General features: G+C 70.4%; 22 protein-coding genes. 8 read left to right on the top strand and 14 right to left on the bottom strand.

All coding sequences use genetic code 11. The features are described from left to right. Nucleotides 1-5: 5 nt before the first annotated feature. Together M2157_RS10830 and M2157_RS10825 are read left to right on the top strand one after the other, a co-directional pair. On the top strand, nucleotides 6-914 hold the full coding sequence (locus M2157_RS10830; protein WP_280865121.1) for an NAD(P)-binding domain-containing protein: 909 nt from the start codon (nucleotides 6-8) through the stop codon (nucleotides 912-914). A 172-nt stretch (nucleotides 915-1,086) separates the two neighbouring features. Next, complete coding sequence (locus M2157_RS10825) at nucleotides 1,087-2,205, top strand: glycerate kinase (RefSeq protein ID WP_280868189.1); 1,119 nt, start codon at nucleotides 1,087-1,089, stop codon at nucleotides 2,203-2,205. 27 nt (nucleotides 2,206-2,232) lie between these two features. Here M2157_RS10825 and M2157_RS10820 read toward each other — a convergent pair whose 3' ends face one another. Beyond that, nucleotides 2,233-3,429, bottom strand: coding sequence for a helix-turn-helix domain-containing protein (locus M2157_RS10820; RefSeq protein ID WP_280865120.1), 1,197 nt, complete (start codon nucleotides 3,427-3,429; stop codon nucleotides 2,233-2,235). 179 nt (nucleotides 3,430-3,608) lie between these two features. Here M2157_RS10820 and M2157_RS10815 point away from each other — a divergent pair, with 179 nt between their 5' ends. From M2157_RS10815 to M2157_RS10795, 5 genes are read left to right on the top strand one after another with little or no spacing between them, the layout of a single operon-like run. After that, entirely contained in the window at nucleotides 3,609-4,403 is a 795-nt protein-coding gene (locus tag M2157_RS10815; protein WP_280861597.1) for an ABC transporter ATP-binding protein, read from the top strand. 5 nt (nucleotides 4,404-4,408) lie between these two features. Then, entirely contained in the window at nucleotides 4,409-5,173 is a 765-nt protein-coding gene (locus M2157_RS10810) for an ABC transporter ATP-binding protein (RefSeq protein WP_280865119.1), read from the top strand. Continuing rightward, nucleotides 5,170-6,060 (top strand): branched-chain amino acid ABC transporter permease, encoded by an 891-nt coding sequence (locus M2157_RS10805; RefSeq protein ID WP_059209579.1) that lies wholly within the window; start codon nucleotides 5,170-5,172, stop codon nucleotides 6,058-6,060. The genes M2157_RS10810 and M2157_RS10805 overlap by 4 nt, the downstream gene beginning before the upstream one ends. Beyond that, complete coding sequence (locus M2157_RS10800; RefSeq protein WP_280865118.1) at nucleotides 6,053-7,150, top strand: branched-chain amino acid ABC transporter permease; 1,098 nt, start codon at nucleotides 6,053-6,055, stop codon at nucleotides 7,148-7,150. Before M2157_RS10805 ends, M2157_RS10800 begins: the two co-directional genes overlap by 8 nt. Then, nucleotides 7,147-8,415, top strand: a complete 1,269-nt coding sequence (locus tag M2157_RS10795) for an ABC transporter substrate-binding protein (protein ID WP_280865117.1) — start codon at nucleotides 7,147-7,149, stop codon at nucleotides 8,413-8,415. Before M2157_RS10800 ends, M2157_RS10795 begins: the two co-directional genes overlap by 4 nt. 68 nt (nucleotides 8,416-8,483) lie before the next feature. Here the strand turns inward: M2157_RS10795 and pssA are convergent, their stop codons facing one another. From pssA to M2157_RS10750, 9 genes are all read right to left on the bottom strand, one after another. Next, a complete protein-coding gene (pssA, locus tag M2157_RS10790) occupies nucleotides 8,484-9,302 on the bottom strand; it encodes a CDP-diacylglycerol--serine O-phosphatidyltransferase (protein WP_280868188.1) in 819 nt (272 codons plus the stop codon). Nucleotides 9,303-9,324: 22 nt separating this feature from the next. Then, nucleotides 9,325-9,981, bottom strand: coding sequence for a phosphatidylserine decarboxylase (locus M2157_RS10785; RefSeq protein ID WP_280868187.1), 657 nt, complete (start codon nucleotides 9,979-9,981; stop codon nucleotides 9,325-9,327). A 170-nt stretch (nucleotides 9,982-10,151) separates the two neighbouring features. Further along, the gene (locus M2157_RS10780) at nucleotides 10,152-11,366 is read right to left on the bottom strand and encodes an acyl-CoA dehydrogenase family protein (RefSeq protein WP_280865116.1); all 1,215 of its coding nucleotides are present in this window, start codon (nucleotides 11,364-11,366) and stop codon (nucleotides 10,152-10,154) included. Between the two features lie 2 nt (nucleotides 11,367-11,368). Next, nucleotides 11,369-11,881, bottom strand: coding sequence for a MaoC family dehydratase (locus M2157_RS10775; protein ID WP_280865115.1), 513 nt, complete (start codon nucleotides 11,879-11,881; stop codon nucleotides 11,369-11,371). Between the two features lie 5 nt (nucleotides 11,882-11,886). Next, nucleotides 11,887-12,846, bottom strand: coding sequence for a CoA ester lyase (locus M2157_RS10770; protein WP_280861592.1), 960 nt, complete (start codon nucleotides 12,844-12,846; stop codon nucleotides 11,887-11,889). Further along, on the bottom strand, nucleotides 12,843-14,915 hold the full coding sequence (locus M2157_RS10765) for a protein meaA (protein ID WP_280865114.1): 2,073 nt from the start codon (nucleotides 14,913-14,915) through the stop codon (nucleotides 12,843-12,845). The genes M2157_RS10770 and M2157_RS10765 overlap by 4 nt, the downstream gene beginning before the upstream one ends. A gap of 17 nt (nucleotides 14,916-14,932) precedes the next feature. Next, nucleotides 14,933-16,270: a crotonyl-CoA carboxylase/reductase gene (gene ccrA, locus M2157_RS10760; protein WP_280863740.1), complete on the bottom strand. Its 1,338-nt coding sequence runs from the start codon at nucleotides 16,268-16,270 to the stop codon at nucleotides 14,933-14,935. 369 nt (nucleotides 16,271-16,639) lie between these two features. Further along, complete coding sequence (locus M2157_RS10755; protein ID WP_280861590.1) at nucleotides 16,640-17,470, bottom strand: TetR family transcriptional regulator; 831 nt, start codon at nucleotides 17,468-17,470, stop codon at nucleotides 16,640-16,642. A 142-nt stretch (nucleotides 17,471-17,612) separates the two neighbouring features. After that, nucleotides 17,613-19,418, bottom strand: coding sequence for a 3-hydroxyacyl-CoA dehydrogenase family protein (locus M2157_RS10750; protein WP_280861589.1), 1,806 nt, complete (start codon nucleotides 19,416-19,418; stop codon nucleotides 17,613-17,615). A gap of 376 nt (nucleotides 19,419-19,794) precedes the next feature. Here M2157_RS10750 and M2157_RS10745 point away from each other — a divergent pair, with 376 nt between their 5' ends. Beyond that, complete coding sequence (locus M2157_RS10745) at nucleotides 19,795-20,370, top strand: adenylosuccinate lyase (RefSeq protein ID WP_280861588.1); 576 nt, start codon at nucleotides 19,795-19,797, stop codon at nucleotides 20,368-20,370. Between the two features lie 417 nt (nucleotides 20,371-20,787). Here the strand turns inward: M2157_RS10745 and M2157_RS10740 are convergent, their stop codons facing one another. The 4 genes from M2157_RS10740 to M2157_RS10725 all read right to left on the bottom strand — a co-directional run bounded on the left by M2157_RS10740 (nucleotide 20,788) and on the right by M2157_RS10725 (nucleotide 24,565). Further along, entirely contained in the window at nucleotides 20,788-21,318 is a 531-nt protein-coding gene (locus M2157_RS10740) for a GNAT family N-acetyltransferase (RefSeq protein ID WP_280865112.1), read from the bottom strand. Between the two features lie 41 nt (nucleotides 21,319-21,359). After that, nucleotides 21,360-21,758, bottom strand: a complete 399-nt coding sequence (locus tag M2157_RS10735; protein WP_280861586.1) for a RidA family protein — start codon at nucleotides 21,756-21,758, stop codon at nucleotides 21,360-21,362. Nucleotides 21,759-21,815: 57 nt separating this feature from the next. Next, the gene (locus M2157_RS10730) at nucleotides 21,816-23,393 is read right to left on the bottom strand and encodes an alpha/beta hydrolase (RefSeq protein ID WP_280861585.1); all 1,578 of its coding nucleotides are present in this window, start codon (nucleotides 23,391-23,393) and stop codon (nucleotides 21,816-21,818) included. A 134-nt stretch (nucleotides 23,394-23,527) separates the two neighbouring features. Further along, entirely contained in the window at nucleotides 23,528-24,565 is a 1,038-nt protein-coding gene (locus M2157_RS10725) for an Rv2578c family radical SAM protein (protein WP_280861584.1), read from the bottom strand. Between the last annotated feature and the right edge of the window lie 95 nt (nucleotides 24,566-24,660).

Genomic DNA, 24,660 nt, shown 5'->3' with positions numbered 1-24,660 from the left:
GAGGCGTGAACGCACACCAGAACCCCACCAGTACGCAGGGCAGCGCCGTCACCGTGATCGGGCTCGGCCCGATGGGCCAGGCGATGACCCGCACCCTCCTCACCGCGGGCCGCCCGGTCACCGTCTGGAACCGCACCGCCGGCCGGGCCGACGGCGTCGTCGCCGAGGGAGCGACCCGCGCGGCGACACCCGGCGAGGCGGTCGAAGCGAGTGACCTCGTGATCCTCAGCCTCACCGACTACCGGGCGATGTACGACATCCTCGACGGCTCCACCGCGTCACTCGCCGGCCGGACCCTGGTCAACCTGAGCTCGGACACGCCCGACCGCACACGCGAGGCGGCGACCTGGGCGGCGGGCCACGGCGCCGCCTTCCTCACTGGCGGTGTCATGGTCCCGGCGCCGATGGTCGGCACGGAGGCGGCCCATGTCTACTACAGCGGCCCCGGCGAGGTGATGGAGCACCATCGGGCGAGCCTGTCACCGCTCGGCACGCCGAGGTACCTGGGCGAGGATCCGGGCCTCGCCCAGATGATGTACCAAGCGCAGCTCGAGGTGTTCCTGACCACCCTGTCCGCACTGATACACGCCACCGCGATGCTGGGTACCGCGGGAATGAAGGCCACGGAGGCCCTGCCGGAGCTGCTCTCCTTCGCCGACTCGATCGGCGCCATCCTGAGGGCCGGGGAGGAGACCCCCGGTGCCGCGCTGGACGCCGGTGAGCATCCCGGCGACCTCAGCACGGTCACCATGATGGGCGCGACGTCCGACCACATCGTCGAGACCAGCAGGTCACTCGGCCTCGACCTCGCGCTCCCCCTGGCCGTGCAGGCCCATTACCGACGCGCGATCGAGAACGGACACGGCAGCGACAACTGGACCCGCGTCATCGACAGCATCCGCGAGCCGCGCTGACGGGACGCGGGACCGAGGGCACTGCGTGTGCTCCGCGACGGACGAGTTCCCTCCTTCTCAGGGACCGGGCGGTGCATGACGTCGGGGGGCGTCTCCGGTTAAGGTCGCAGCGGCGCGACTGGCCTTGACGTGCGCGAGGCCCGGAGAGCAAGGGGAAAACGTGACACTGCGCGTGCTCATCGCCGCGGACAAGTTCAAGGGCTCGCTCACGGCCGTGCAGGTCGCCGAGCGGGTGACGGCCGGGCTGCGCCGGGTCCAGCCGGGCCTGGAGGTCGAGGCGCTGCCCGTCGCCGACGGCGGTGACGGGACCGTCGCCGCGGCCGTCGCGGCCGGTTTCGAGCGCCGGGAAGTGGCGGTCGCCGGGCCCCTCGGGCAGGAGGTCACCGCCGCCTTCGCGGTTCGCGGGGACACCGCCGTCGTCGAGATGGCCGAGGCCAGCGGCCTGCAGCGGCTGCCCGCAGGCGTCTTCGCCCCGCTCGCGGCGTCGACGTACGGCTCCGGAGAGCTCCTGCGCGCCGCGCTGGACGCCGGCGCCCGCACGATCGTGTTCGGGGTGGGCGGCAGCGCCACCACCGACGGCGGTGCCGGCATGCTCTCCGCGCTCGGCGCCCGCTTCCTGGACGCCGACGGCGAGCCCGTGGCCCCCGGCGGCGGAGGCCTCGCCGACCTCGCCTCGGCCGACCTGTCGGGCCTGGATCCGCGGTTCGCGTCCGTCGAGTTCATCCTGGCCAGCGATGTCGACAACCCGCTGACCGGCCCCAAGGGCGCCCCCGCGGTCTACGGCCCGCAGAAGGGCGCCTCCCCGGACGACGTCGAGGCCCTGGACACCGCCCTCGCCCACTACGCGAAGGTGCTGGAGGAGGCCGTCGGTGCGAAGGCCGCCGCGTACGCCGCCTCGCCGGGTGCGGGCGCGGCCGGCGGCATCGGCTACGGCGCCCTCCTGCTCGGCGCCCGGTTCCGTCCCGGCATCGAGGTCATGCTCGATGTCCTGGGCTTCGCGCCCGCGCTGGAGTGGGCGGACCTGGTGATCACCGGCGAGGGCTCCCTCGACGAGCAGACCCTGCACGGCAAGGCCCCGGCGGGCGTCGCCGCGGCCGCCCGCGCCAAGGGCAAGGAGGTCGTCGCCGTGTGCGGCCGTCTCGCGCTGCCCCCGGAGGCCCTCGGCCGGGCGGGCATCCGCCGCGTCTACCCGCTCACCGACGCCGAGCCCGACATCCAGCGGTGCATCTCCGAGGCGGGGCCGATCCTGGAGGACGTGGCGGAGCGGATCGGCCGCGACTTCCTGGTCTGACCCGAACCATCCGTCCCGCCCCCCAGGTCACTGACGCGGCCCCGACAGCCGGTACGCGTCCAGCGCCAGCGTCATCTCGATCAGGTCCCGGGGCCGGGCCAGCGAACGCGACGTGAGCTGCTCGAGCCGCCGCAGCCGGTTGAAGACCGTGTTGCGGTGGCAGTACAGCCGCCCGGCGGCCCGCCCCGCCGAGCCCTCGCACACCAGCCACACATCGAGGGTCTCCAGCAGTACGGCCCGGTCGGCGGGCTCCAGCTCCAGGAGCGCGCCGAACACGTCCGACACCAGCCGGTCGGCCAGCTCCGGCTGGCTCACCACCAGCGCGGTCGGCATCCGCTGATCAAGGCGTACGACCGCGGTGGCGTCCGGCAGACAGGTGCGCAGAGCCAGCTCGGCGAGCCGCCGGGCCCGACCCAGCTCGGCGAGTCCGGGGACCACAGGACTGATCCCGCCCGGCCCCGCGCACCGCCCGTCCAGCGCACGCGCCACTCCGTCCAGGCCCTGCCCGGGCGCGAGAGCCACGACCGCCACCTCGCTGTCGGCCCGCATCCGCCAGATGAACCGGAACCCGGCGCCCCGCACCGGCCGCTCGGCCGCCTCCCGTCGCTCGGCCCGCAGCACCACCACGGCGTACGGCCCGTGCTCCGGAAGATCGAGGCCCGCCGCCGCCCGCGCCGCGAGCCCGGGCGTCGCCTGCCCCTCCAGCAGGGCGTCGAGGAGTGCCTGCAGCTGTTCGTCCGTACGCCGCCTGAGCTCCGCCTCGGTGGCCCGGTACGCCTCCGACGCCGCCTGCGCCTGCGCGTCCACCGCCGACCACACCATCGTCGTCGACCGCATCAGGGCCGCGAGCCGCTCCGGCTCCCGACCGGCGGTCCCCTCCACGAGCGCGTCCCACACCAGGTAACCGGCGTTCCGGTAGGCGTGCACCAGAAGGTCCAGCGGCAGCCCCTGATGGGCCCGGCGCCGGCCCGCGTCCTCGGCGTACTCCAGATCGCGGCGCGGGGAGTCCCGGGGCGCGGAGATCGTCTCGATGCCGATCCGCATCGCCTCCTCGGCCTCCCGCCACTGCTGGTCGTACGGCAGCACCTGGCCGTAGACGGTGGAGTGTTCGGTGAGTTGGCGCAGGTGCTCGTCGACGAGCTCCGGCACCCGTTCCAGCAGAGCCGTGCAGGACTCCGCGAGCAGCTTCCAGTCATGACCGGTCCGCGGCCGTAGCCCTCCCATGGCCGGAGGATGCCACCGGGACCCGGCCGCGCACAGGCCCCTGACACGCACTGTTGTGCAGACGCACAACGACGGCACCGGCCCGCTGGGCACCCGCAGCGATTGTGCCGCGGGCCGTGGACGGACGCCCGCGGCGGTGCTGGGGTGAGCGCCACACCGAGAGCGACAAGGGGGAGTCCATGACCGGATCCGGACTGGTCGTCCACGACCTGTCGGTCGGATACGGCCCCGTGCGGGCCCTGCGCCGGGTGTCCCTCGAGGTGCCCGAGGGAGCCGTGGTGACGGTGCTCGGCGCCAATGGCGCGGGCAAGTCCACCCTCCTGCGCGCGATCAGCAGGACCCTCTCCTTCCACGGCGGCACGGTCACCGACGGCACGGTCACCCTGGACGGCCGCCGCCTCGACGGGCTGAGCCCCGACCGGGTGGTCGCCGCCGGGGTCTGCCAGGTACCCGAGGGGCGACGGGTGTTCGCGCGCATGACGGTCGCCGACAACCTGCGCGCGGGCGCCCTCGGTGGCACCGGATCCGGCCGGTCCGCGGCCCTGGACCGCGTCCACGAACTGTTCCCCGTGCTCGCCGAACGCGCGGGCCAGCGCGCCGGACTCCTCTCCGGCGGCGAACAACAGATGCTCGCGGTCGCCCGCGCCCTGATGGCCGGCCCGCGCGTGCTGCTCCTCGACGAACCCTCCCTCGGCCTCGCCCCGCTCATGGCCCGGCGGATCGCCGACACCGTCCGGGAGATCAACACCCAGGGCACCTCGGTCCTCCTCGTCGAACAGAACGCGGCCCTCGCCCTGCGGCTCGCCACGCGCGCGTACGTCCTCGAAGTCGGCGAGGTCACCCTGTCGGGCCCGGCCGCGGAGCTGTCCGCCTCCGACGAGGTGCGCCGCCGCTACCTCGGTGTGGTCGACGAGGACGCGGCGGCCGACGCGGAACAGGCGACGGACCGGACCCTGACCCGGTGGAAGGGGTGACGGCGATGGACTCCCTGGAAGTCCGGGGGCTGACCGTCCGTTTCGCCGGACTCACCGCCCTCGACGACGTCGGCTTCACCGTGCGCCCCGGCACCGTCCACGCCCTCATCGGACCCAACGGCGCCGGAAAGTCCACCTGCTTCAACGTCCTGTCCGGCGTCTACCGGGCCACCGCGGGCAGCGTCCGCTTCGGCGCGCACGAGCTGACCGGCATGCCCTCGCACCGCATCGCCGCCCTCGGCGTCGCCCGCATCTTCCAGAACCTCGCGCTGCCGCCCCGGGCCTCGGTCGAGGACTGTCTGCTCCTGGGCCGCCACCGGCTCACCCGGACCGGCTTCCTCGCCGCGGGACTCCGGCTGCCGTCGGCGGTCCGCGAAGACCGGCTGCACCGCGAACGCGTCCGGGAGATCGCCGAGTTCGTCGGCATCGCGGACTGCCTGTCACGGCCCGCGGGCTCCCTCCCGTACGGACAGCAGAAGCTCGCCGAACTCGCCCGCGCGCTCTGCATGGAACCGCGCCTGCTGCTCCTCGACGAGCCGGTCGCCGGGATGACCGCCGACGAACGACGCCGGACAGCCGCCGTGATCGCGGGTGTCCGCGACTCACTCGGCATCTCGATCGTGCTGGTGGAACACGACATGGGGGTGGTGATGCGGCTCGCGGACGCGGTGACCGTACTGGACTTCGGGCGCCGGATCGCCGACGGGGCCCCCGCCGACGTACAGAACGATCCGGCTGTCGTACAGGCGTACTTGGGGGCCGCGTCATGAGCACCTTCGCCGAGATCCTGCTGAACGGCCTCTCGCTGGGGTCGGTGTACGCGCTCATCGCGCTCGGCTTCGTGGTGATCTTCCGGGCCACCGAGGTCGTCAACTTCGCCCACGCCTCGCTGCTGCTGGCGGGCGGATACGTCACCGCGGTCCTCCACGACGACATCGGTTTCTGGCCCGCGCTGCTCGCCGGGATCGCGGGTGCCGCGCTGGTCGGGGCCGCCGTGGAGTTCCTGGTGATGCGGCGGTACCGGGGCACCGACCACAGCGTCCTTGCCATCGTCACCATCGGCGTCGACATCCTGCTCACCACCGAGCTGACCCGCCGTATCGGCACGGATGTGCTGACGCTCGGCGACCCGTGGGGCGACGCCGTGCTGAGGCTCGGGCCGATCTCGCTGGCCCACACCCGGATCGCCGCGTTCGTGGCCGCCGCGCTGCTCATCACGGCGTTCCTGCTGGCCTTCCGGTACACGTCGTGGGGCGTGGCGATGCGGGCGGCGGCGGAGAGCGCGGAGACGGCCGCGCTGATGGGGGTCCGGCTCGGGCGGGTGTCGATGGGTGCGTGGGCGGTGGCGGGCGGACTCGCCGCCGTGGCCGCCCTGTTCCTGACCGTGTTCCCGACGCCGGGTCTGGAGCGGGCGACCTCACTGGCCGCGCTGAAGGCGTTCCCCGCGGCCATCCTCGGCGGCCTTGACTCGACGACGGGCGCGCTGGTGGGCGGGCTGCTGGTCGGCGTCACGGAGTCCCTCGCGACCGGCTACCAGAGCGATCTGACCTTCCTGGGGCGGGGGCTGGGAGACCTCGCGCCCTACCTCGTGATGGTCGCGATCCTGCTCATACGGCCCGCGGGGCTGTTCGGCACGAAGGAGCTCGCCCGTGTCTGAGGTCCTGGTGAAGCCGTTGCGGCTGGTCCGCTCCCGTACGTACCTCTGGGCCGCCGGGGGAGTGCTCCTGCTGGCCCTGCCCTTCTACCTGGACCGGTTCTGGCTCCAGGCGGGCCTGTTCGCGATGGCCGCCGCGATCGGCGCGATCGGCATCAACCTCCTCACCGGGGCGACCGGGCAGCTCTCCATGGGGCACGCCTTCTTCCTCGCCGTCGGCGCCTACGGCTACTGCGTGTTCGCGGCGGACGGCGGCGACGGGCTGACCGGGCTCGGGCTGCCGACCTGGCTCGCGGCGGTGCTCGCGGTGCTGGTCGCGGGCGTCGCGGGCGGGCTGTTCAGCCCCATCTCGGGCCGCCTCAGCGGCGCTTACCTGGGCATCGCCACACTCGCGCTCGTCTTCATCGGCCAGCACGTGATGTTCAACGCCCACGACCTGACCGGCGGCGCCAACGGCCGTGACGTACCGCCGCTGAGCCTGTTCGGACTCACCTTCGACGACCGCGAACTCCTCGTCGCCGCCGTGCCGTTCGGGTCGGCGGAGAAGCTCTGGTACGCGGGTCTGGTCCTGCTGGCGGTCGGCGCGCTGTTCGCGCGCGGAGTGCTGCGTGGCCGTCCGGGCCGGGCCATGAACGCGATCCGCGACCACCGCATCGCCGCCGGTGTGCTGGGCGTGCCGGTCGCCCGGCACCGGGCCGCGGTCTTCGTGCTGTCGTCGATGTACGCGGGTCTCGCGGGCGTACTGCTCGCGCTGGTCTTCCAGCGGACGGTGCCCGACTACTTCGGCATCACGCTCTCGCTCGAGTACCTCGCGATGATCGTCATCGGCGGGCTCGGTTCGGTCTCCGGGGCGGTGGCGGGTGCCGTGTTCGTGTCCCTGCTGCCGCAGCTGCTGACCCGCTACAGCGACGCGCTGCCTCTTGTCTCCGCCCCCGGCACGGGCGGGATCGCACCGGGCGAGGCATCCCGGTACCTCTACGGCGCCGCCGTCGTGCTGGTGGTGCTGTTCCTGCCGGGCGGCCTGGTCGGGGCGGCCGCCCGGCGTCACGTCAGACCCCGTTCAGGGGAGATCCATCCAGGGGAGGAACGATGACTACGAGGTACGCCGCCAGGGCCGCCGCGGGCGCGCTCGCCGCACTGCTGGTGCTGGCCGGATGCAGTTCCAAGGCCAAGGACTCCGACGGCGGGGACGGTGACAAGTCGGCCGGCGGGGTCAGGACCGGGGAGGGTATCTCCGGGAAGACGATCACGCTCGGCGCGCTCACCGACATGACCGGGGTCTACGCGACTCTCGGCAAGAGCGTCACCCAGGCCCAGCAGCTGTACGTGAAGCAGCTGAACGCCGCCGGCGGCGTCTGCGGCTACAAGGTGGCCCTCTCGGTCCGCGACCACGGCTACGACCCGCAGAAGGCCGTCTCCGGCTACACCGAGCTGGAGCCGAAGGTGCTCGGCTTCGCACAGTTCATCGGCTCGCCGTTCGTCGCCGCGGTCAAGCAGCGGATCGACGGCCAGGACAAGGGGCTGGTGCTCCCGCAGGCCTGGTCGGCCGCGCTGCTCGGCAGCCCGTACATCCGGGTCATCGGATCCACCTACGACATCGAGACGATCAACGCGGTGGACTTCCTGATCAAGGAGAAAGGGGTGAAGAAGGGGGACAGGATCGGCCATGTGTACTTCGAGGGCGATTACGGCGAGAGCGCCCTGGTCGGCTCCCAGCACATCGCGAAGGAGGCCGGGCTCACCGTCGTCGAGCAGAAGATCAAGCCGACCGACAACGACATGACCGCCCAGGTCACCGCCCTCAAACAGGCCGGCGTCAAGGCGATCGTGATCAGCGCGGGCCCGCGGCAGGCGGCCTCGCTGGTGGGGGTGGCGGCGGCGAGCGGCTTCGCCGTACCGATCATCGGCAACAACTCGGCCTTCGCGCCGCAGCTCCTGGCCACCCAGGCAGGCCCGGCCCTGATGAAGAGCTACTACGTGGCCTCGCCCTCGCTGCCCATCGGCGCGGACACCCCGGAGGCGAAGAAGCTCGTGGCCGACTACAAGGCCGCCTACCCGGGCGACGCCCTGGACAACGGCATCGTCGCCGGCTGGACCGCGGTGTCGGCCTTCGGCGAGGCACTGAAGAAGGCCTGCGCGAACAAGGACCTCACCAGGGAGGGCGTCGACAAGGCCCTGCTGTCGATCGACTCCTACGACGTCGGCTTCGGTATCGCCCAGAACTTCACCGACCCCAAGGCCCCGTCCTCCCGCGAGAGCGTGATCCTCCAGCCGGACAAGAGCGTGACGGGCGGCATGAAGGTCGTACGGGAGGCGGGGGCGTCCGACGTGGCGAAGGGGTACACACCGGGGGCGTGAGACTCGGCGCAACAGCGAGGGCCCGAACCGGTGTCGGTTCGGGCCCTCGGAAGTGCGACGGCAAAGACTTACGGCAGCTGGGCCGCGCGGGCCTCGCGCCGGTTGCCGCGGAAGTTGTTCACCCGGCGGGCCGTGGCGAACAGGGGGATCACCGCGCCCATGACCAGTTGGAGGGCGCAGCCCGTCTGGAGGAGGAGCTGGCCGCCCGGGGCGCCGAACGCCCAGGCCGCGAGCAGGCCCATTCCCAGGACGATCCAGGAGAGCATCGCGACCGCGAGGCGGCCCCGCGGCTTCGGGTACTCGACCCGGCTCACCATCAGCCAGGCGGTGCCCAGGATCGCCAGGAGCGTCGCCACGAAGGGGAGCTCCAGCAGCACGATCGAGACCACTGTCAGCGCGCCGAACGGCGAGGGCATGCCCTGGAAGGTGCCGTCCTTCACGGTCACACAGGAGAATCTCGCGAGCCTCAGCACCACCGCCAGCAGCACCACGACGGCGCCCACCGCCGCCACCCGCTGGGACGCGTCGTCCGCCACCATGCCGTAGACGAGGACGAAGTACGCCGGTGCGAGACCGAAGCTGATCAGGTCCGAGAGGTTGTCCAGCTCGGCGCCCATCGGGGAGGAGCGCAGCTTGCGCGCCACGAGGCCGTCGAAGAGGTCGAAGACCGCGGCGCAGAGCATCAGGATGACCGCGGTGGCCGCGCTGTTGCGCGCCATGCCGGTTTCCTGGCTGTCGGTCAGATGCGGGATCAGGATGCCGGTGGTGGTGAAGTACACCGCCATGAAGCCGCAGGTGGCGTTGCCGAGGGTGAGGGTGTCCGCTATCGAGAGGCGGAGAGAAAGAGGCATCTCCTCCTCGTCGTCGACCTCGTCGGCGTCGGGCACCCAGCCCGCCTGTGTCTCGGGATCAATCACGGTCAATGCGAGTCACCCCAGCCACCGTCTTCTGGCCGACCTCGACCGCGACCTCAACGCCCTCCGGCAGGTAGATGTCGACGCGCGAGCCGAAGCGGATCAGACCGATGCGGTCGCCCTGCTCGACCTTCGTGCCCTGCGGGAGGTAGGGAACGATGCGGCGGGCGACGGCGCCGGCGATCTGGATCATTTCGATGTCACCGAGCTCGGTGTCGAAGTGCCAGACGACGCGCTCGTTGTTCTCGCTCTCCTTGTTGAACGCCGGAACGAACCCGCCGGGGATGTGCTCGACCGAGGCCACCGTGCCGGAGAGCGGCGCGCGGTTGACGTGGACGTTGAGCGGGCTCATGAAGATCGCGACCCGGGTGCGACCGTCCTTCCACGGCATGATGCTCTGCACCACACCGTCGGCGGGCGAGATGACCCGGCCCGGGGCGATCTCGCGCTCGGGGTCGCGGAAGAACCACAGCATGCCCGCCGCCAGCGCGGTGGCGGGCACGGCGACGGCCTTGGCGGCGCCGGACTTGCGCGCGCGTACCAGGCTCACTGCTGCGGTGGCGACGGTCGGGAGGAGCCACGGCGATGCTCCGCGCGCGAGGCGTACGCCTGCCAGGCTGTCGCGAGGTGCAGAGGTTTGGCTGTGGGGCATGGATGACCTTCGTAGCGGATGATGCCGCGCACTAGACGGGGGACGGCGGCTTTCCGGGATCGTACCGGTCGTGGGCCACAACTGGGCAAGCCAGGAAGCCGAGTCGGCGGCTGAACCGACTTGACGGGGTGTGATCTTCTTCTCCAAGAAAACACCCCGTATCCGGACATCTAGCCCTGGAACCGATACTCTTCGAGCAGCCTGCGACCGATGATCATTTTCTGGATCTCGGCGGTACCTTCACCGATCAGCAGCATCGGAGCCTCACGGTAGAGGCGCTCGATCTCGTACTCCTTGGAGAAGCCGTAGCCGCCGTGGATCCGGAAGGCGTCCTCCACGACCTCCTTGCAGTACTCGGAGGCGAGGTACTTCGCCATCCCTGCCTCAAGGTCGTTTCGCTCACCGGAGTCCTTTTTGCGTGCCGCGTTGACCATCATCGCATGCGCGGCCTCGACCTTGGTAGCCATCTCGGCCAGCTTGAACTGAATCGCCTGGTGCTGAGCGATCGGCTTGCCGAAGGTGTGACGCTGCTGGGCGTACGAGACACCCAGCTCGAAGGCACGCTGAGCGACACCGCAGCCACGTGCCGCCACATTGACGCGGCCTACTTCGACTCCGTCCATCATTTGGTAAAAACCTCGGCCGGTGGCCCCGCCGAGCACACGGTTGGCCGGAAGTCGCAGGCCATCCATGATCATCTCGGTGGTGTCGACACCCTTGTAGCCCATCTTGTCGATCTTCCCGGGGATGGTGAGGCCCGGACGGACCTCTCCGAAGCCGGGCTCCTTCTCGATCAGGAAGGTCGTCATCGACTTGTGGGGCTTGGCGGCCGCCTCTTCAGGGGAGTGTCCTTCATCACTTCGGACGAGAACGGCGACCAGGCTTGACGTCCCGCCGTTCGTCAGCCACATCTTCTGACCGTTCAGGACGTACTCGTCGCCGTCCTTGACCGCCTTGGACGTGATGGCGGACACGTCCGAGCCGAGCGCCGGCTCCGACATCGAGAAGGCGCCGCGGATGTCGCCGGCCGCCATCCTCGGCAGGAAGTGGTCCTTCTGCTCCTGGGTGCCGTGCTGCTTGAGCATGTACGCCACGATGAAGTGGGTGTTGATGATGCCGGAGACCGACATCCAGCCGCGGGCGATCTCCTCCACACACAGCGCGTACGTCAGGAGGGACTCGCCCAGACCGCCGTACTCCTCGGGGATCATCAGCCCGAACAGGCCCAACTCCTTGAGCCCGTCGACGATCTGCTGCGGGTACTCGTCGCGGTGTTCCAGCTCGGTGGCGACCGGGATGATCTCCTTGTCCACGAAGTCGCGGACGGTGGAGAGGATCTCCTGCTGGATGTCGGTCAGACCGGCGGTCTGGGCGAGTCGCGCCATGGCTACTTCTCCTGCTCCCTCAGCTGGGGGCGGCCCGGCTGCTCGCCGCCGCGCTCCTTGATGTACGTCTCGGTCGGCACCATCACCTTGCGGCGGAACACGCAGACCAGCGTGCCGTCCTGCTTGTAGCCCTTGGTCTCGACGTACACGATCCCGCGGTCGTTCTTCGACTTGGACGGCCACTTGTCGAGCACGGTCGTCTCGCCGTAGATCGTGTCGCCGTGGAAGGTCGGCGCCACGTGCCTGAGCGACTCGATCTCCAGGTTGGCGATCGCCTTGCCGGAGACGTCCGGCACGGACATGCCGAGCAGCAGGGAGTAGATGTAGTTCCCGACCACGACGTTCTTGCCGAAGTCGGTCGTCTGCTCCGCGTAATTGCTGTCCATGTGGAGCGGGTGGTGATTCATGGTCAGGAGACAGAAGAGATGGTCGTCGTACTCCGTGACCGTCTTCCCGGGCCAGTGCTTGTAGACCGCCCCGACCTCGAACTCCTCGTAGGTGCGTCCGAACTGCATCGCGCTCAGCCTTCCGGGATCTCGAACTTGGACGTGCGCTGCATGCCGGCCGCACGGCCCTTGCCGGAGATGACCAGCGCCATCTTGCGGCTGGCCTCGTCGATCATCTCGTCGCCGATCATCGCCGAGCCCTTCTTGCCGCCCGCCTCGGACGTGAAGTACTCGTACGCGTCCAGGATCAGCTCGGCGTGGTCGTAGTCCTCCTGCGAGGGCGAGAAGATCTCGTTGGACGCCTCCACCTGGCCCGGGTGCAGCACCCACTTGCCGTCGAAGCCGAGGGCCGCGGCGCGCTGGGCGACCTCGCGGTAGCCGTCGACGTTGCGGATCTGCAGGTAGGGGCCGTCGATCGCCTGGAGGTTGTTGGCGCGGGCCGCCATCAGGATCTTCATCAGGATGTAGTGGTAGGCGTCCGCCGGGTAACCGGGCGGCTGCTCACCCACGACCAGCGACTTCATGTTGATCGACGCCATGAAGTCGGCCGGGCCGAAGATGATCGTCTCGACGCGCTGGGAGGCCGTCGCGATCTCGTTGACGTTGTTGAGGCCCTGCGCGTTCTCGATCTGCGCCTCGATGCCGATCTTGCCGACCTCGAAGCCCATGGTCTTCTCGATCTGGGTCAGCAGGAGGTCGAGCGCGACGATCTGCTCGGCCGTCTGCACCTTCGGCAGCATGATGCAGTCGAGGTTCTGGCCCGCGCCCTCGACGACCGTGACGACATCGCGGTACGTCCACTCGGTCGTCCAGTCGTTGACGCGCACGACCCTCGTCTTGCCGGTCCAGTCGCCCTCGTTGAGGAACTTGACGATGGTGTGCCGCGCCTCGGGCTTGGCGAGCGGGGCGCACGCGTCCTCCAGGTCGAGGAAGACCTGGTCCGCCGGGAGGCCCTGCGCCTTCTCCAGGAAGCGGGGGTTGCTTCCCGGTACCGCGAGACACGAGCGGCGGGGACGCAGACGGTTGACGGTCATGCGGGGACCTCCAGGGGGTCGAGCTTGTTCGCTTTCCGGATCTCGTCGACGATGCGGCCGATGATTCCGGTGATGTCGAAGTCCTTCGGGGTGAAGACCGCGGCCACGCCGGCAGCCCTGAGCTGTTCGGCGTCTCCATTGGGGATGATCCCACCGGCGATGACAGGTACATCTGTGGCGCCTGCCACATGCAGCCTCTCGAGCACGTCCGGCACCAGCTGGGCGTGCGAGCCGGAGAGGATCGACAGACCGACCGCGTGCACGTCCTCGGCGAGGGCCGCGTCCACGATCTGCTCGGGCGTCAGCCGGATGCCCTGGTACACCACCTCGAAGCCGGCGTCCCGCGCGCGTACGGCTATCTGCTCGGCGCCGTTGGAGTGCCCGTCCAGGCCCGGCTTGCCGACCAGGAAGCGCAGCTTTCCGACGCCCAGGTCCTTCGCGGTCACGTCGACCCTGCGGCGGACGTCGGCCATGGCCGAACCCTCCTCCGCCGGGACCGCGACCGGCGCAGACGACACGCCGGTCGGGGCGCGGAACTCGCCGAACACCTCGCGCAGCGCCCCGGCCCACTCGCCGGTCGTGACACCGGCACGGGCGCACTCCAGGGTGGCCTCCATGAGGTTGGCGGTGCCCTTGGCGGCCTCCTTCAGCTTCTCCAGCGCCTTGCAGGGACGCGGATGGTTGAAGGGCGGCTGGTAGCGGGTGTCGCGCCAGTGCTGGAGCCCCGAGATGACCCGGGCCTCGACGGCCGGGTCGACCGTCTGGATCGCGGTGTCGAGGTCGGCCGTCAGCGGGTTGGGCTCGGTCGTCTCGAAGATGTTGACGCCGATGATCTTCTCCTGCCCGGACTCGATACGGGCCCGGCGCTCGGCATGCGAGGAGACGAGCTGCGACTTCAGATAGCCCGACTCGACGGCGGCCATCGCGCCGCCCATCTCCTGGATCCGGTCGATCTCCGCGAGGGACTCCTCGACCAGCATGGAGACCTTCGCCTCGATGACGCGGGAGCCCTCGAAGATGTCCGCGTACTCCAGCAGGTCGCTCTCGTACGCCAGGACCTGCTGCATCCGCAGCGACCACTGCTGGTCCCAGGGCCGGGGGAGACCGAGGGCCTCGTTCCAGGCCGGCAGCTGGACGGCACGCGCGCGTGCGTCCTTCGAGAGGGTCACGGCCAGCATCTCGAGGACGATCCGCTGGACGTTGTTCTCCGGCTGCGCCTCGGTCAGCCCGAGGGAGTTGACCTGGACGCCGTACCGGAAGCGCCGGTGCTTGGGGTTCTCGATGCCGTAGCGCTCCCGCGTGACCTCGTCCCAGATACGGCCGAAGGCGCGCATCTTGCACATCTCCTCGATGAACCGGACGCCCGCGTTCACGAAGAAGGAGATACGGCCGACGACATCGCCCATGCGCTCCTGCGGCACCTGGCCGGAGTCCCGGACGGCGTCCAGCACCGCGATCGCCGTCGACATCGCGTACGCGATCTCCTGGACCGGTGTGGCGCCCGCCTCCTGCAGGTGGTAGCTGCAGATGTTGATCGGGTTCCACTTCGGGATGTGGGAGACCGTGTACGCGATCATGTCGGTCGTCAGACGGAGGCTCGGCACCGGCGGGAAGACGTGCGTCCCGCGGGACAGGTACTCCTTGACGATGTCGTTCTGGGTCGTGCCCTGGAGCTGGGTGATGTCCGCGCCCTGCTCCTCCGCGACGACCTGGTAGAGCGCCAGCAGCCACATGGCGGTGGCGTTGATCGTCATCGAGGTGTTCATCTGCTCCAGGGGGATGTCCTGGAACAGCCGGCGCATGTCACCGAGGTGCGCGATCGGCACGCCGACCCGGCCGACCTCGCCGCGGGCGAGGATGTGGTCGGAGTCGTAGCCGGTCTGCGTCGGCAGGTCGAACGCGACCGACAGGCCGGTCTGCCCCTTGGCGAGGTTGCGCCGGTACAGCTCGTTCGACGCCTCGGCCGTGGAGTGACCGGCATACGTGCGCATGAGCCACGGCCGGTCCCTTTCCTTGGGCGCCTGCGGCGCAGGCTCCCGCTTGCCTTCGGCGGACTGACGCTCAGTCATCTATGACCCCGGGTGTCTCAGATGTTGCGGAAGCGGTTGATGGCGTCGATGTGCTTGGCGCGCATCTCCTCGTCGCGCACACCGAGACCCGCCTCGGGGGCCAGGCACAGCACGCCGACCTTGCCCTGGTGGAGGTTGCGGTGCACGTCGTAGGCCGCCTGGCCGGTCTCCTCCAGGGAGTAGACCTTCGACAGCGTCGGGTGGATCTTGCCCTTCGCGATGAGCCGGTTGGCCTCCCAGGCCTCGCGGTAGTTGGCGAAGTGCGAGCCGATGATCCGCTTCAGGGACATCCACAGGTAGCGGTTGTCGTACTCGTGCATGTAGCCCGAGGTCGAGGCGCAGGTGGTGATGGTGCCGCCCTTGCGGGTGACGAAGACGCTCGCGCCGAAGGTCTCGCGGCCGGGGTGCTCGAAGACGATGTCGATGTCCTCGCCGCCGGTGAGTTCGCGGATGCGCTTGCCGAAGCGCTTCCACTCCTTCGGGTCCTGGGTGGTCTCGTCCTTCCAGAACTTGTAGTCCTCGGCGTTGCGGTCGATGATCGCCTCGGCGCCCATCGAGCGGCAGATGTCCGCCTTCTGGTCGCTGGAGACGACACAGATCGGGTTGGCGCCTCCGGCCAGCGCGAACTGCGTGGCGTACGAGCCGAGTCCGCCGCTCGCACCCCAGATCAGGACGTTGTCGCCCTGCTTCATGGCGGCGCCGTTGCGGGAGACGAGCTGCCGGTAGGCGGTGGAGTTCACCAGCCCCGGGGCGGCGGCCTCCTCCCAGCTGAGGTGGCCCGGCTTCGGCATCAACTGGTTGGACTTGACCAGCGCGATCTCCGCCAGTCCGCCGAAGTTGGTCTCGAAGCCCCAGATGCGCTGCTCGGGGTCGAGCATCGTGTCGTTGTGGCCGTCCGAGGACTCCATCTCGACCGAGAGACAGTGGGCGACGACCTCGTCGCCGGGCTTCCAGGCGTTGACGCCCGGGCCGGTGCGCAGGACGACGCCCGCGAGGTCGGAGCCGATGATGTGGTACGGCAGGTCGTGGCGCTTGGCCAGGTCGTTGGTACGGCCGTAGCGCTCCAGGAACCCGAAGGTCGACAGCGGCTCGAAGATCGAGGTCCACACCGAGTTGTAGTTGACACTCGATGCCATGACGGCGACCAGGGCCTCGCCCGGGCCGAGCTCGGGCACCGGCACGTCGTCGAGGTGGATCGACTTGCGCGGGTCCTTGTCGCGGGTCTGCAGGCCCGCGAACATCTCCGTCTCGTCCTTGTGGACGGTGATGGCGCGGTACGACTCGGGGAGCGGCAGAGCGGCGAAGTCGGCCGGAGTCGAGTCCGGCGACTGGATCGCGTCCAGGATGTCCTTCACGGTCACGGTGTTGCCTCCGGCGAATGGCGTCTTGAGGGGAGACGCTGAGGGTTACGTCGGTGCCGTCGGTTCGGCGGTCATGCTGTTCGGCAGCGCTTTGTGGCGCAGGAGGTTGCCTGTGACGCAGGCGTCCGGGCGGGCAAGCCGATGACTTGTTGGGACAGCCGACGTACGAATGGTCTCTGCACGCCGGCCGCCCGGACACCTTCAACGTAAGACACCGCGTGCCACCGTGCAAGGCACTGAGTGCCAGAGATTCCCCTCAGATGAAATCTTTACGTAACAAATGAGCGATGATCGATCAAAGCTACTCGTGAGTAGGTATCAATCGGGTGCTACCGGTCGCCGGACTCGACGCACCCGCGCCCGTCAACGCTCCTTGAGAGCCTGCTCGATGGCCCGCATCACTTCGTCGAGCGGCGCGTCCGTGCGAGCGACGGTTACCAGGACCTCCCCCTGAGAGGCCACGGACGCCGGAGCCGGCCGCGGCGCGGCGGTGTCCCGCCCGGCCCCGATGCCCGTCCCGAAGGTCTTCCGCACGATCGCGAAGGCGTGGTCCAGCTGTGCCTCCACGTCCCCCTGCCCGCCGGCCCGGAGCCATCGCCGCAGCACATGGTTGTGCGCGGTGACCACGGCGGACGCGGCCACCTCCGCCAGCAGCGGATCGTCGTTCGCGTCGTCGTCGTGCGCGTGCTCGTCGAAGTGCCCGAGCAGATACCGCGTGAACAGCCGCTCATAGCGGGCCACCGACGCGATCTCCGCCTCGCGCAGCGTCGGCACCTCGCGCGTCAGCTTGTAGCGGGCGACCGAGATCTCCGGCCGGGCCGCGTACATCTTCATGACTTCCTTGATGCCGCGGCACACCGTGTCGAGAGGGTGCTCGTGCGCGGGGGCCGCGTTCAGCACGGCTTCCGCCCGGATCAGCGTGTCGTCGTGGTCGGGGAAGATCGCCTCTTCCTTGGAACGGAAGTGGCGGAAGAAGGTGCGACGGGCGACCCCGGCCGCGGCCGCGATCTCGTCGACAGTGGTTGCCTCGTACCCCTTGGTGGAGAACAGCTCCATCGCGGCGGCCGCCAGCTCTCGGCGCATCTTGAGCCGCTGGGCGGCCGCGCGACTGCCTGCGGCACTTTCCGGCGCGTCGGACGTGGCTGGTGTACGGGAGGACTTGGCGGGCTGGGACATGACCCGAACGTACTGCATGTGCGCAGGCTGGTGCGCGTGTCCCTGGGTTGTCCCGCGCGGGGCCGGCGGGCAGGTGCCGGACCCCGTCAGCGGGGGGTGGCTGCCCGGGTCGAGCAGTCCACCCCAGTCCTCACCGTCTGTGAACCAGTCGCCGGGACGCTCAGCGCCGGGCATATTCGCGGAAGCCACGGCCGGTCTTGCGGCCGAGGCAGCCCGCTGCCACGAGGTGCTCCAGGAGCGGGGCCGGAGCCAGGCCCGGGTCACGGAACTCGCGGTGCAGGACCTTCTCGATCGCGAGCGAGACGTCCAGACCGACGACGTCCAGCAGCTCGAAGGGGCCCATCGGGTAGCCGCCGCCCAGCTTCATCGCCGCGTCGATGTCGTCGAGGGACGCGTAGTGCTCCTGCACCATCTTGATCGCGTTGTTGAGGTACGGGAAGAGCAGGGCGTTCACGATGAAGCCCGCCCGGTCACCGCAGTCGACCGCATGCTTCTTGATCCTGCCGCAGACCTCGCGGACCGTCGCGTGCACGTCCTCGGCCGTCAGGACCGTACGGACGACCTCGACCAGCTTCATCGCGGGCGCCGGGTTGAAGAAGTGCATGCCGATCACGTCCTGCGGCCGCGAGGTGGCGCGGGCGCAGGCGACGACGGGCAGCGAGGAGGTCGTGGTGGCCAGGACCGCGCCCGGCTTGCAGACCTTGTCCAGCGTCTGGAAGAGCTGCTGCTTGATCTCCAGGTCCTCGGCGACGGCCTCGACGGCGAGGTCGACGTCCGCGAAGGACTCGTACGAGCCCGCCGGGGTGATCAGGTCCAGGGTCCGCGCGGCCGCCTCGGCGGTCATCCGGCCCTTGTCGACGGAACGGGAGAGGGACTTGCCGATACGGGCCTTCGCCGTCTGCGCCTTCTCCTCGCTGCGGGCGGCGAGCACGACCTCGTAACCGGCCTTGGCGAAGACCTCCGCGATACCGGACGCCATGGTGCCGGAGCCCGCGACACCGACGGAGCGGACCTCGCGGCCCTGGTTCCGCGCGGAGCTCTCCAAGGGCGTCAGCGCGTCCCGCACGACCGTCGCGCTGCCCGGAGCCTCGTAGGTGTAGAAACCGCGTCCCGACTTGCGTCCGGTCAGGCCCGCCTCGCTGAGCTGCTTGAGAACCGGGGCGGGGGCGTGCAGCCGGTCGTGGGACTCGGCGTACATGGCCTCCAGGACCGTCCGCGCGGTGTCGACGCCGATCAGGTCCAGCAGCGCCAGGGGGCCCATCGGCAGACCGCAGCCGAGCCGCATCGCCGCGTCGATGTCCTCGCGGGAGGCGTACTTCGCCTCGTACATCGCAGCCGCCTGGTTGAGATAGCCGAACAGCAGCCCGTCCGCGACGAAGCCTGGCCGGTCGCCGACCGCGACGGGCTCCTTGCCGAGGTCCAGGGCGAGGTTGGTGACCGCGGTGACCGCGGTCGGCGCGGTGAGCACCGAGGAGACGACCTCGACCAGCTTCATCGCGGGCGCCGGGTTGAAGAAGTGCAGGCCCAGCACACGCTCCGGGCGGGCCGAGTCGGCGGCCAGACGGGTCACGGACAGGGCGTTGGTGCCGGTCGCGAGGATCGTCTCGGGGCGCACGATCCCGTCGAGCTCGCGGAAGATCTGGTGCTTGATCTCGTACGACTCCGGAGCCACCTCGATGACGAGGTCGGCGTCGGCCGCGGCGGTGAGGTCGGTGGTGGTGCGGACACGGGCGAGGACGTCCGCGCGCTCCTGCTCGGTCAGCCGGCCGCGCTGCACGGCACGGGCGGTCGCGGTCTCCAGGGTGGCGGTGGCCTTGGCGGCCGCGGCCTCGCTGATGTCGATGCCGACGACCTCGCGGCCGGCCCTGGCGAGGACCTCGGCGATGCCGGTGCCCATGGTGCCGAGGCCGACGACGGCGATCGTCTGGAGCGGGGACAGGGAGGGGTCGGACAGGGGAGTGGCCATGGCGGAACTCCAGGAATGAGGGTGACGACTGGGAGCGCGACCCGGTACGCCGAGGGGCGCACCGGGTGCGTGGGGAACTGCTGAATGCGGGTGTTGCCGGGCTGCGAGCGCACACGCCCGGGCCGTCGTCGCGGGCATTGCACATGCCCGGTGAACGGTGGAACCGACCGGCCCTGTCCCAGGCCGGGTCGTACTGGTGGTACCCGAGGTACCGAACCGACTGCTCTCGCGGCGGCTGCGTCACCAGGCCACCGCAAGGAGTTCCACGAGTGGGTAACTCGCTCGTCTGAGCTTAACCGGTGGGTAACGAGCGCGCCAGCCCCCGGATTTGTGATGTACGTCCCGAGCTCCGGGCGGGCCGCCTAACCTCGGGTTCATGGACGAAGAGTTGCGATCACTCACGGAGCGTTTACGGCAGGAGTCGGGAGCATCGGCCGCCTACGACCGTCTGATGGCGACCGAGGACCTCGACGAGCTGGCCGGGGTGCTCACCGAGCCGGGACAGCCGCTGTGGGCCCGGGAACTCGCCGCGTTCCGGCTCGGCCTGGCCGGGGACCGCCGGGCCTTCGAGTCCCTCGTCCTGCTGCTCAACCACCGGGATCCGCCGCGCTGCGCCGCCGCCGCGTACGCCCTCGCCCGTCTCGACGACCCGCGCACGGCCCGCGCGGCCGCCGCCCTCGCCACGAACGAACTGCGGGTCGCCTACGCGCTGCATCCGGTCCGGCTCCTGGCCGAACTGCGTGCCCCCGAGTCCGTGCCCGCGCTGATCACCACACTGGAACGCCGGCTGCGTCCGCACGACCCCTACCGCCGCGTGGCGCTCGCCTGCGTGGAGGGCCTGGGCACCCTGGCGGACACCCGCGCCAGATCCGTACTGAACGAGGCGCTCGCGCATCCCGCGCTCGCGGAGGCGGCGGTGCGGGCGCTGGCACGGATCCCGAAGCAGCGGTGAGCCGGCCGGCGGCTTGCGGGGAGCTGTCGGGCGCGGCGGGTGGAGGTGCGGGGTGGTGGAGGGTGAGTTCGCGGGCGTCGGCCTCAAGCGTCGGCTGTGGGCCGGAGGTCGGGGACGTAAGGACGCGGGCGAGGACGCCGGATCGGCGCCGGTGAGCGCCGTGCCCAGCAGCGCGTGGGTGCCGTGGACCCTGCTGTTCGACGGAGGTTGCGGCGGGCGTTGGCGTTGGCCGCGGCCCGCAGGGCGGTGAGGTGTGGACGCGGGTGAGGTCGCCGGGTCGGCGTCGGTGACTCCGTGCCCGGCAGCGTGTGGGTGCCGTCGACCTTGCTGTACGGCGAAGGTGTGGACGCGGGGCGACGGCGTCCGCGTCTCCCGCTCGGTCGGCCGGCCGCGCTCCACTGCACAGGCGGAGGGCGGTCAGGCGTTGAGCGGCCGGGCGTACCGCACCTCCGGCACCGGCACGCCGTCCGCCTCGAAGGGCTCCTCGGTGCCGTCGGCCTCGAAGCCCGCCCGTTCGTAGAAGCGGCGCGCGCGGGTGTTGTCCTTGAGGACCCACAGGTACATGCGGTCGTGGCCCAGGGCCGTGCGGTTCCACAGGGCCTCCAGCAGCAGGGCGTGTCCGATGCCGGTGCCGTATCTCCGCGGGTCCACGTAGACGGCGTACAACTCGGCGTCGGCGGTGCGGACTTCGCCGTCCCGGTACGGGCCGTGACAGGCCCAGCCCATGACCTCGCCGTCCCGCTCGGCCACGAGGTTCACGACGCTGCCGTCCCCCTGCGCGAAGCGGGTGCGGTGCCGCTCGGCGTCCCGCGCCATGCTCATGGCGTCGAGGTACGACTGCGGGATCAGGCCCCGGTACGCGCTCTGCCAGCCGCGGACGCGGATCTCGGCCACGCGGTCGCAGTCGGCGAGGACCATCGGGCGGATGAGGAGTCGGTCGTCGTCCATGGCGGCACTCTAGGCACCACCCGCCCGCCCCGGCCTCGGATTTATTCGCCCACCACCGCGAACGCCTCCACCTCCATCAGGAACTCCGGCCGCACCAGCGCCGCCACCTGCACGGCCGAGGCCGCCGGCAGCCGGTCGTCGGGTATGTGCTCGGCGCGGGCCGCGCGGAGCGCCGGCATGTGGGCCATGTCCGTGACGAAGTAGGTGAGCTTGACGACGTCGTCGAAGTCCGCGCCGGCGGCGGTCAGGCAGCGGCGGAGGTTCTCGAAGACCTGGCGGGCCTGGGCCACGGCGTCGCCCTCGCCGACGAGTTCGCCGTCCTCGTCGAGGGCCACCTGGCCCGAGATCGCGACGAAACGGCCACGGCCCAGCACCACGTGGGAGTACTGGGCCGCGGGGGCGACCCCGGCGGGGGCGGGAATCCTGGTCAGCTCACTCATGCGTCCATGGTGGACCACGGCACTGACAACGCCCGCCCCCGACGGAGCGTCAGGCGCTCAGCCGCGGGCGCCGAGCAGCCGGTGCAGCGCCGCGCCGCGCGAGGACGTCGACGCCGCCTTGGCGGTCAGCGGCTTCGGATCGGGCAGCGCCTGGCAGACCGCGTCGGCCTCGCCGCCGCCACGCGGCACCTTGCCGTCGGTCAGATACGCGGCGAGATACTTGTCCAGGCAGGTGTTCCCGCTCAGCGTGATGCCGTGGTTGCCGCCGCCCTCCTCGACGACGAGGCTGGAGCCGGCCAGCAGACGGTGGACCGTCGCACCACCCTCGTACGGGGTGGCCGCGTCGTTCGTCGCCTGGAAGAGCAGTGCCGGCGGAAGCTGGCCGTTGGCGATGTTCACCGGCGTCAGCGAGTCGGTCGGCCAGAAGGCGCACGGCGCGTTGTACCAGGCATTGCTCCAGGCCATGAACGGGGCCTTCTCGTACACGGCCCAGTTGTCCTTCTGCCACTGCCGCCAGTCACGCGGCCAGGAGGCGTCACGGCACTGCACGGACGTGTAGATGCTGTAGCCGTTGTCCCCGGACGCGTCCACGGCGCCGAAGTTCTCGTACGCGTCGACCAGCGGGTCGGCGTTCTTGCTGTTCACGTACGCCGCGAACGCCTCGGCCAGATAGGGCCAGTAGCCGTTGTAGTAACCGCCCGGGACGAAGGTGTCCTCCAGCTCCGAGGCGCCGACCTTGCCGCCCGCGGGCTTCTTGGCCAGGGCCGCCCGCATCGCGTACCACTTGGCCTCGATCTTCTCGGGGTCGGTGCCGAGCTTGTATGTCGCGTCGTACTTGGCGATCCAGGCCATCAGCGCGCGGTGCCGGTCGTTGAACGCGTAGTCCTGGCCGAGGTTGTCGTCGTACCAGACGCCGGTCGGGTCCACGATCGAGTCCAGGACCAGGCGGCGCACCTGGTGCGGGAAGAGCTTGGCGTAGACCGCGCCCAGGTAGGTGCCGTACGAGTAACCGAAGTAGTTGATCCTCTTGGCGCCGAGGGCCCGGCGGATGGAGTCCATGTCCTGCACGGCGCTGACGGTGTCGATGTACGGCAGCACGCTCGCGTACTTCCGGCCGCAGGCCGCGGCGAAGGACTTCACCCGCTCGAGGTTGGCCTTCTCGATCGCGGGCGTGCTCGGCACGGAGTCCGGGCGCACCGGGTTGAAGTAGCCCGGCCTGCAGTTCAGGGCGGGCTTGCTCGCGCCCACCCCGCGCGGGTCGAAGCCGATGACGTCGTACCGGGCCGCGACGGCCTTGGGCAGGCCGGAGGCGATGAACCCGGCGAAGGTCAGACCGCTGCCGCCGGGGCCGCCGGGGTTGACCAGCAGCGGGCCCTGGTACTTCTTCGCGGTGTGCGGGACCCGGGACAGCGCGAGGGTGATCTGCCGCCCGCGCGGGTTCGCGTGGTCGAGCGGCACCTTGAGGGACGCGCACTGAAGGGTCGGGTAGTCGGCGGTGCCGCACTTCTTCCAGGTGAGTCCGGCGGCGGACGCGGTGGGTGCGGACTGCGGGGCGCTGGCGTCGGCGGGGACGGCGGTGAGGGTCCCGGCCACGACGACCGCGGCACCGCACAGCACGGCTGCGCGTTTTCTCATGAAGTCCTCCCAGGACGGAGGGTTTCGGCCGCGAGGGTCACGGTCCACGCGGCATCGTCCCGGAAAGTACGCCCGGAAGAACGTGTTCTGACAATACTTGACCCGATTGGGCCGCCCGATGCGCTCGAACGCTCTCAGATCAACGTGAGTTGGGTCGGTTCGGACATCGGCTCGACCTCGGGCTCCGGCTCCCGGATCCGTCGCGGCATCCCCCCGCCCGCGGGACCGATGCCGTACTCCTGGGCCAGCTCATGGACCTGACGGGTGATCCGGCGCTGGTACCACTTCGGGGCGTAGGCGCCGTCCGCGTAGAGCCGCTCGTAACGGCGTACCAGATACGGGTGCTCCCGGTTCAGCCAGGCCATGAACCACTCCCTGGCCCCCGGCCGCAGATGCAGCACCAGCGGGGTGACCGAGGTGGCCCCCGCGGCGGCGATCGCGCGCACGGTGGCCCTCAGCTGTGCCGGCCGGTCGCTCAGGAACGGGATGACCGGCGCCATCAGCACCCCGCACCCGATCCCGTGCTCGCCCAGTGTCCGTACGACGTCCAGGCGCCGCTCCGGAGCCGGTGTGCCCGGCTCGACGGTGCGCCACAGCTCGGGGTCGGTGAAGCCGACCGACACGGAGATCCCGACGTCCGTCACCTCGGCGGCCTGTGTGAGGAGGTCGAGGTCCCGCAGGATCAGCGTGCCCTTCGTCAGGATCGAGAAGGGGTTCGCGTGGTCGCGCAGGGCGGCGAGGATGCCCGGCATCAGGCGGTAGCGGCCCTCCGCGCGCTGGTAGCAGTCGACGTTGGTGCCCATCGCTATGTGGTCGCCCGCCCAGCGGCGCGAGCCCAGCTGGCGGCGCAGCAGCTCGGGGGCGTTCACCTTGACCACGATCTGCGAGTCGAAGCCGAGACCGGTGTCCAGGTCCAGATAGCTGTGGGTCTTGCGGGCGAAGCAGTACACACACGCGTGCGTGCAGCCCCGGTAGGGGTTGACCGTCCACTCGAAGGGCATGCGGGAGGCGCCCGGCACCCGGTTGATGATCGAGCGGGCCCGGATCTCGTGGAACGTGATCCCGGCGAACTCGGGCGTGTCGAAGGTACGGCTGACCACCGCGTCGGCGCCGAACAGGGCGGCGTCGGCCCGCCCGTGTTCGGCGGACTCGGTGAGGTTCTCCCAGCGCATGAGGCCTCCTCGGTAGCACTGTCCCTCGAGTGAAACACTTGTTCGAATTCCTGTGCAACCCCCGATTTGGGTGCCCGTGGGCGGGGGTGGTTGGC

This window comes from Streptomyces sp. SAI-127 (genome assembly GCF_029894425.1).
GTDB lineage: Bacteria > Actinomycetota > Actinomycetes > Streptomycetales > Streptomycetaceae > Streptomyces.
The sequence above is the reverse complement of the archived record's forward strand: the minus strand, read 5'-3'. Positions and strand labels throughout refer to the sequence as shown.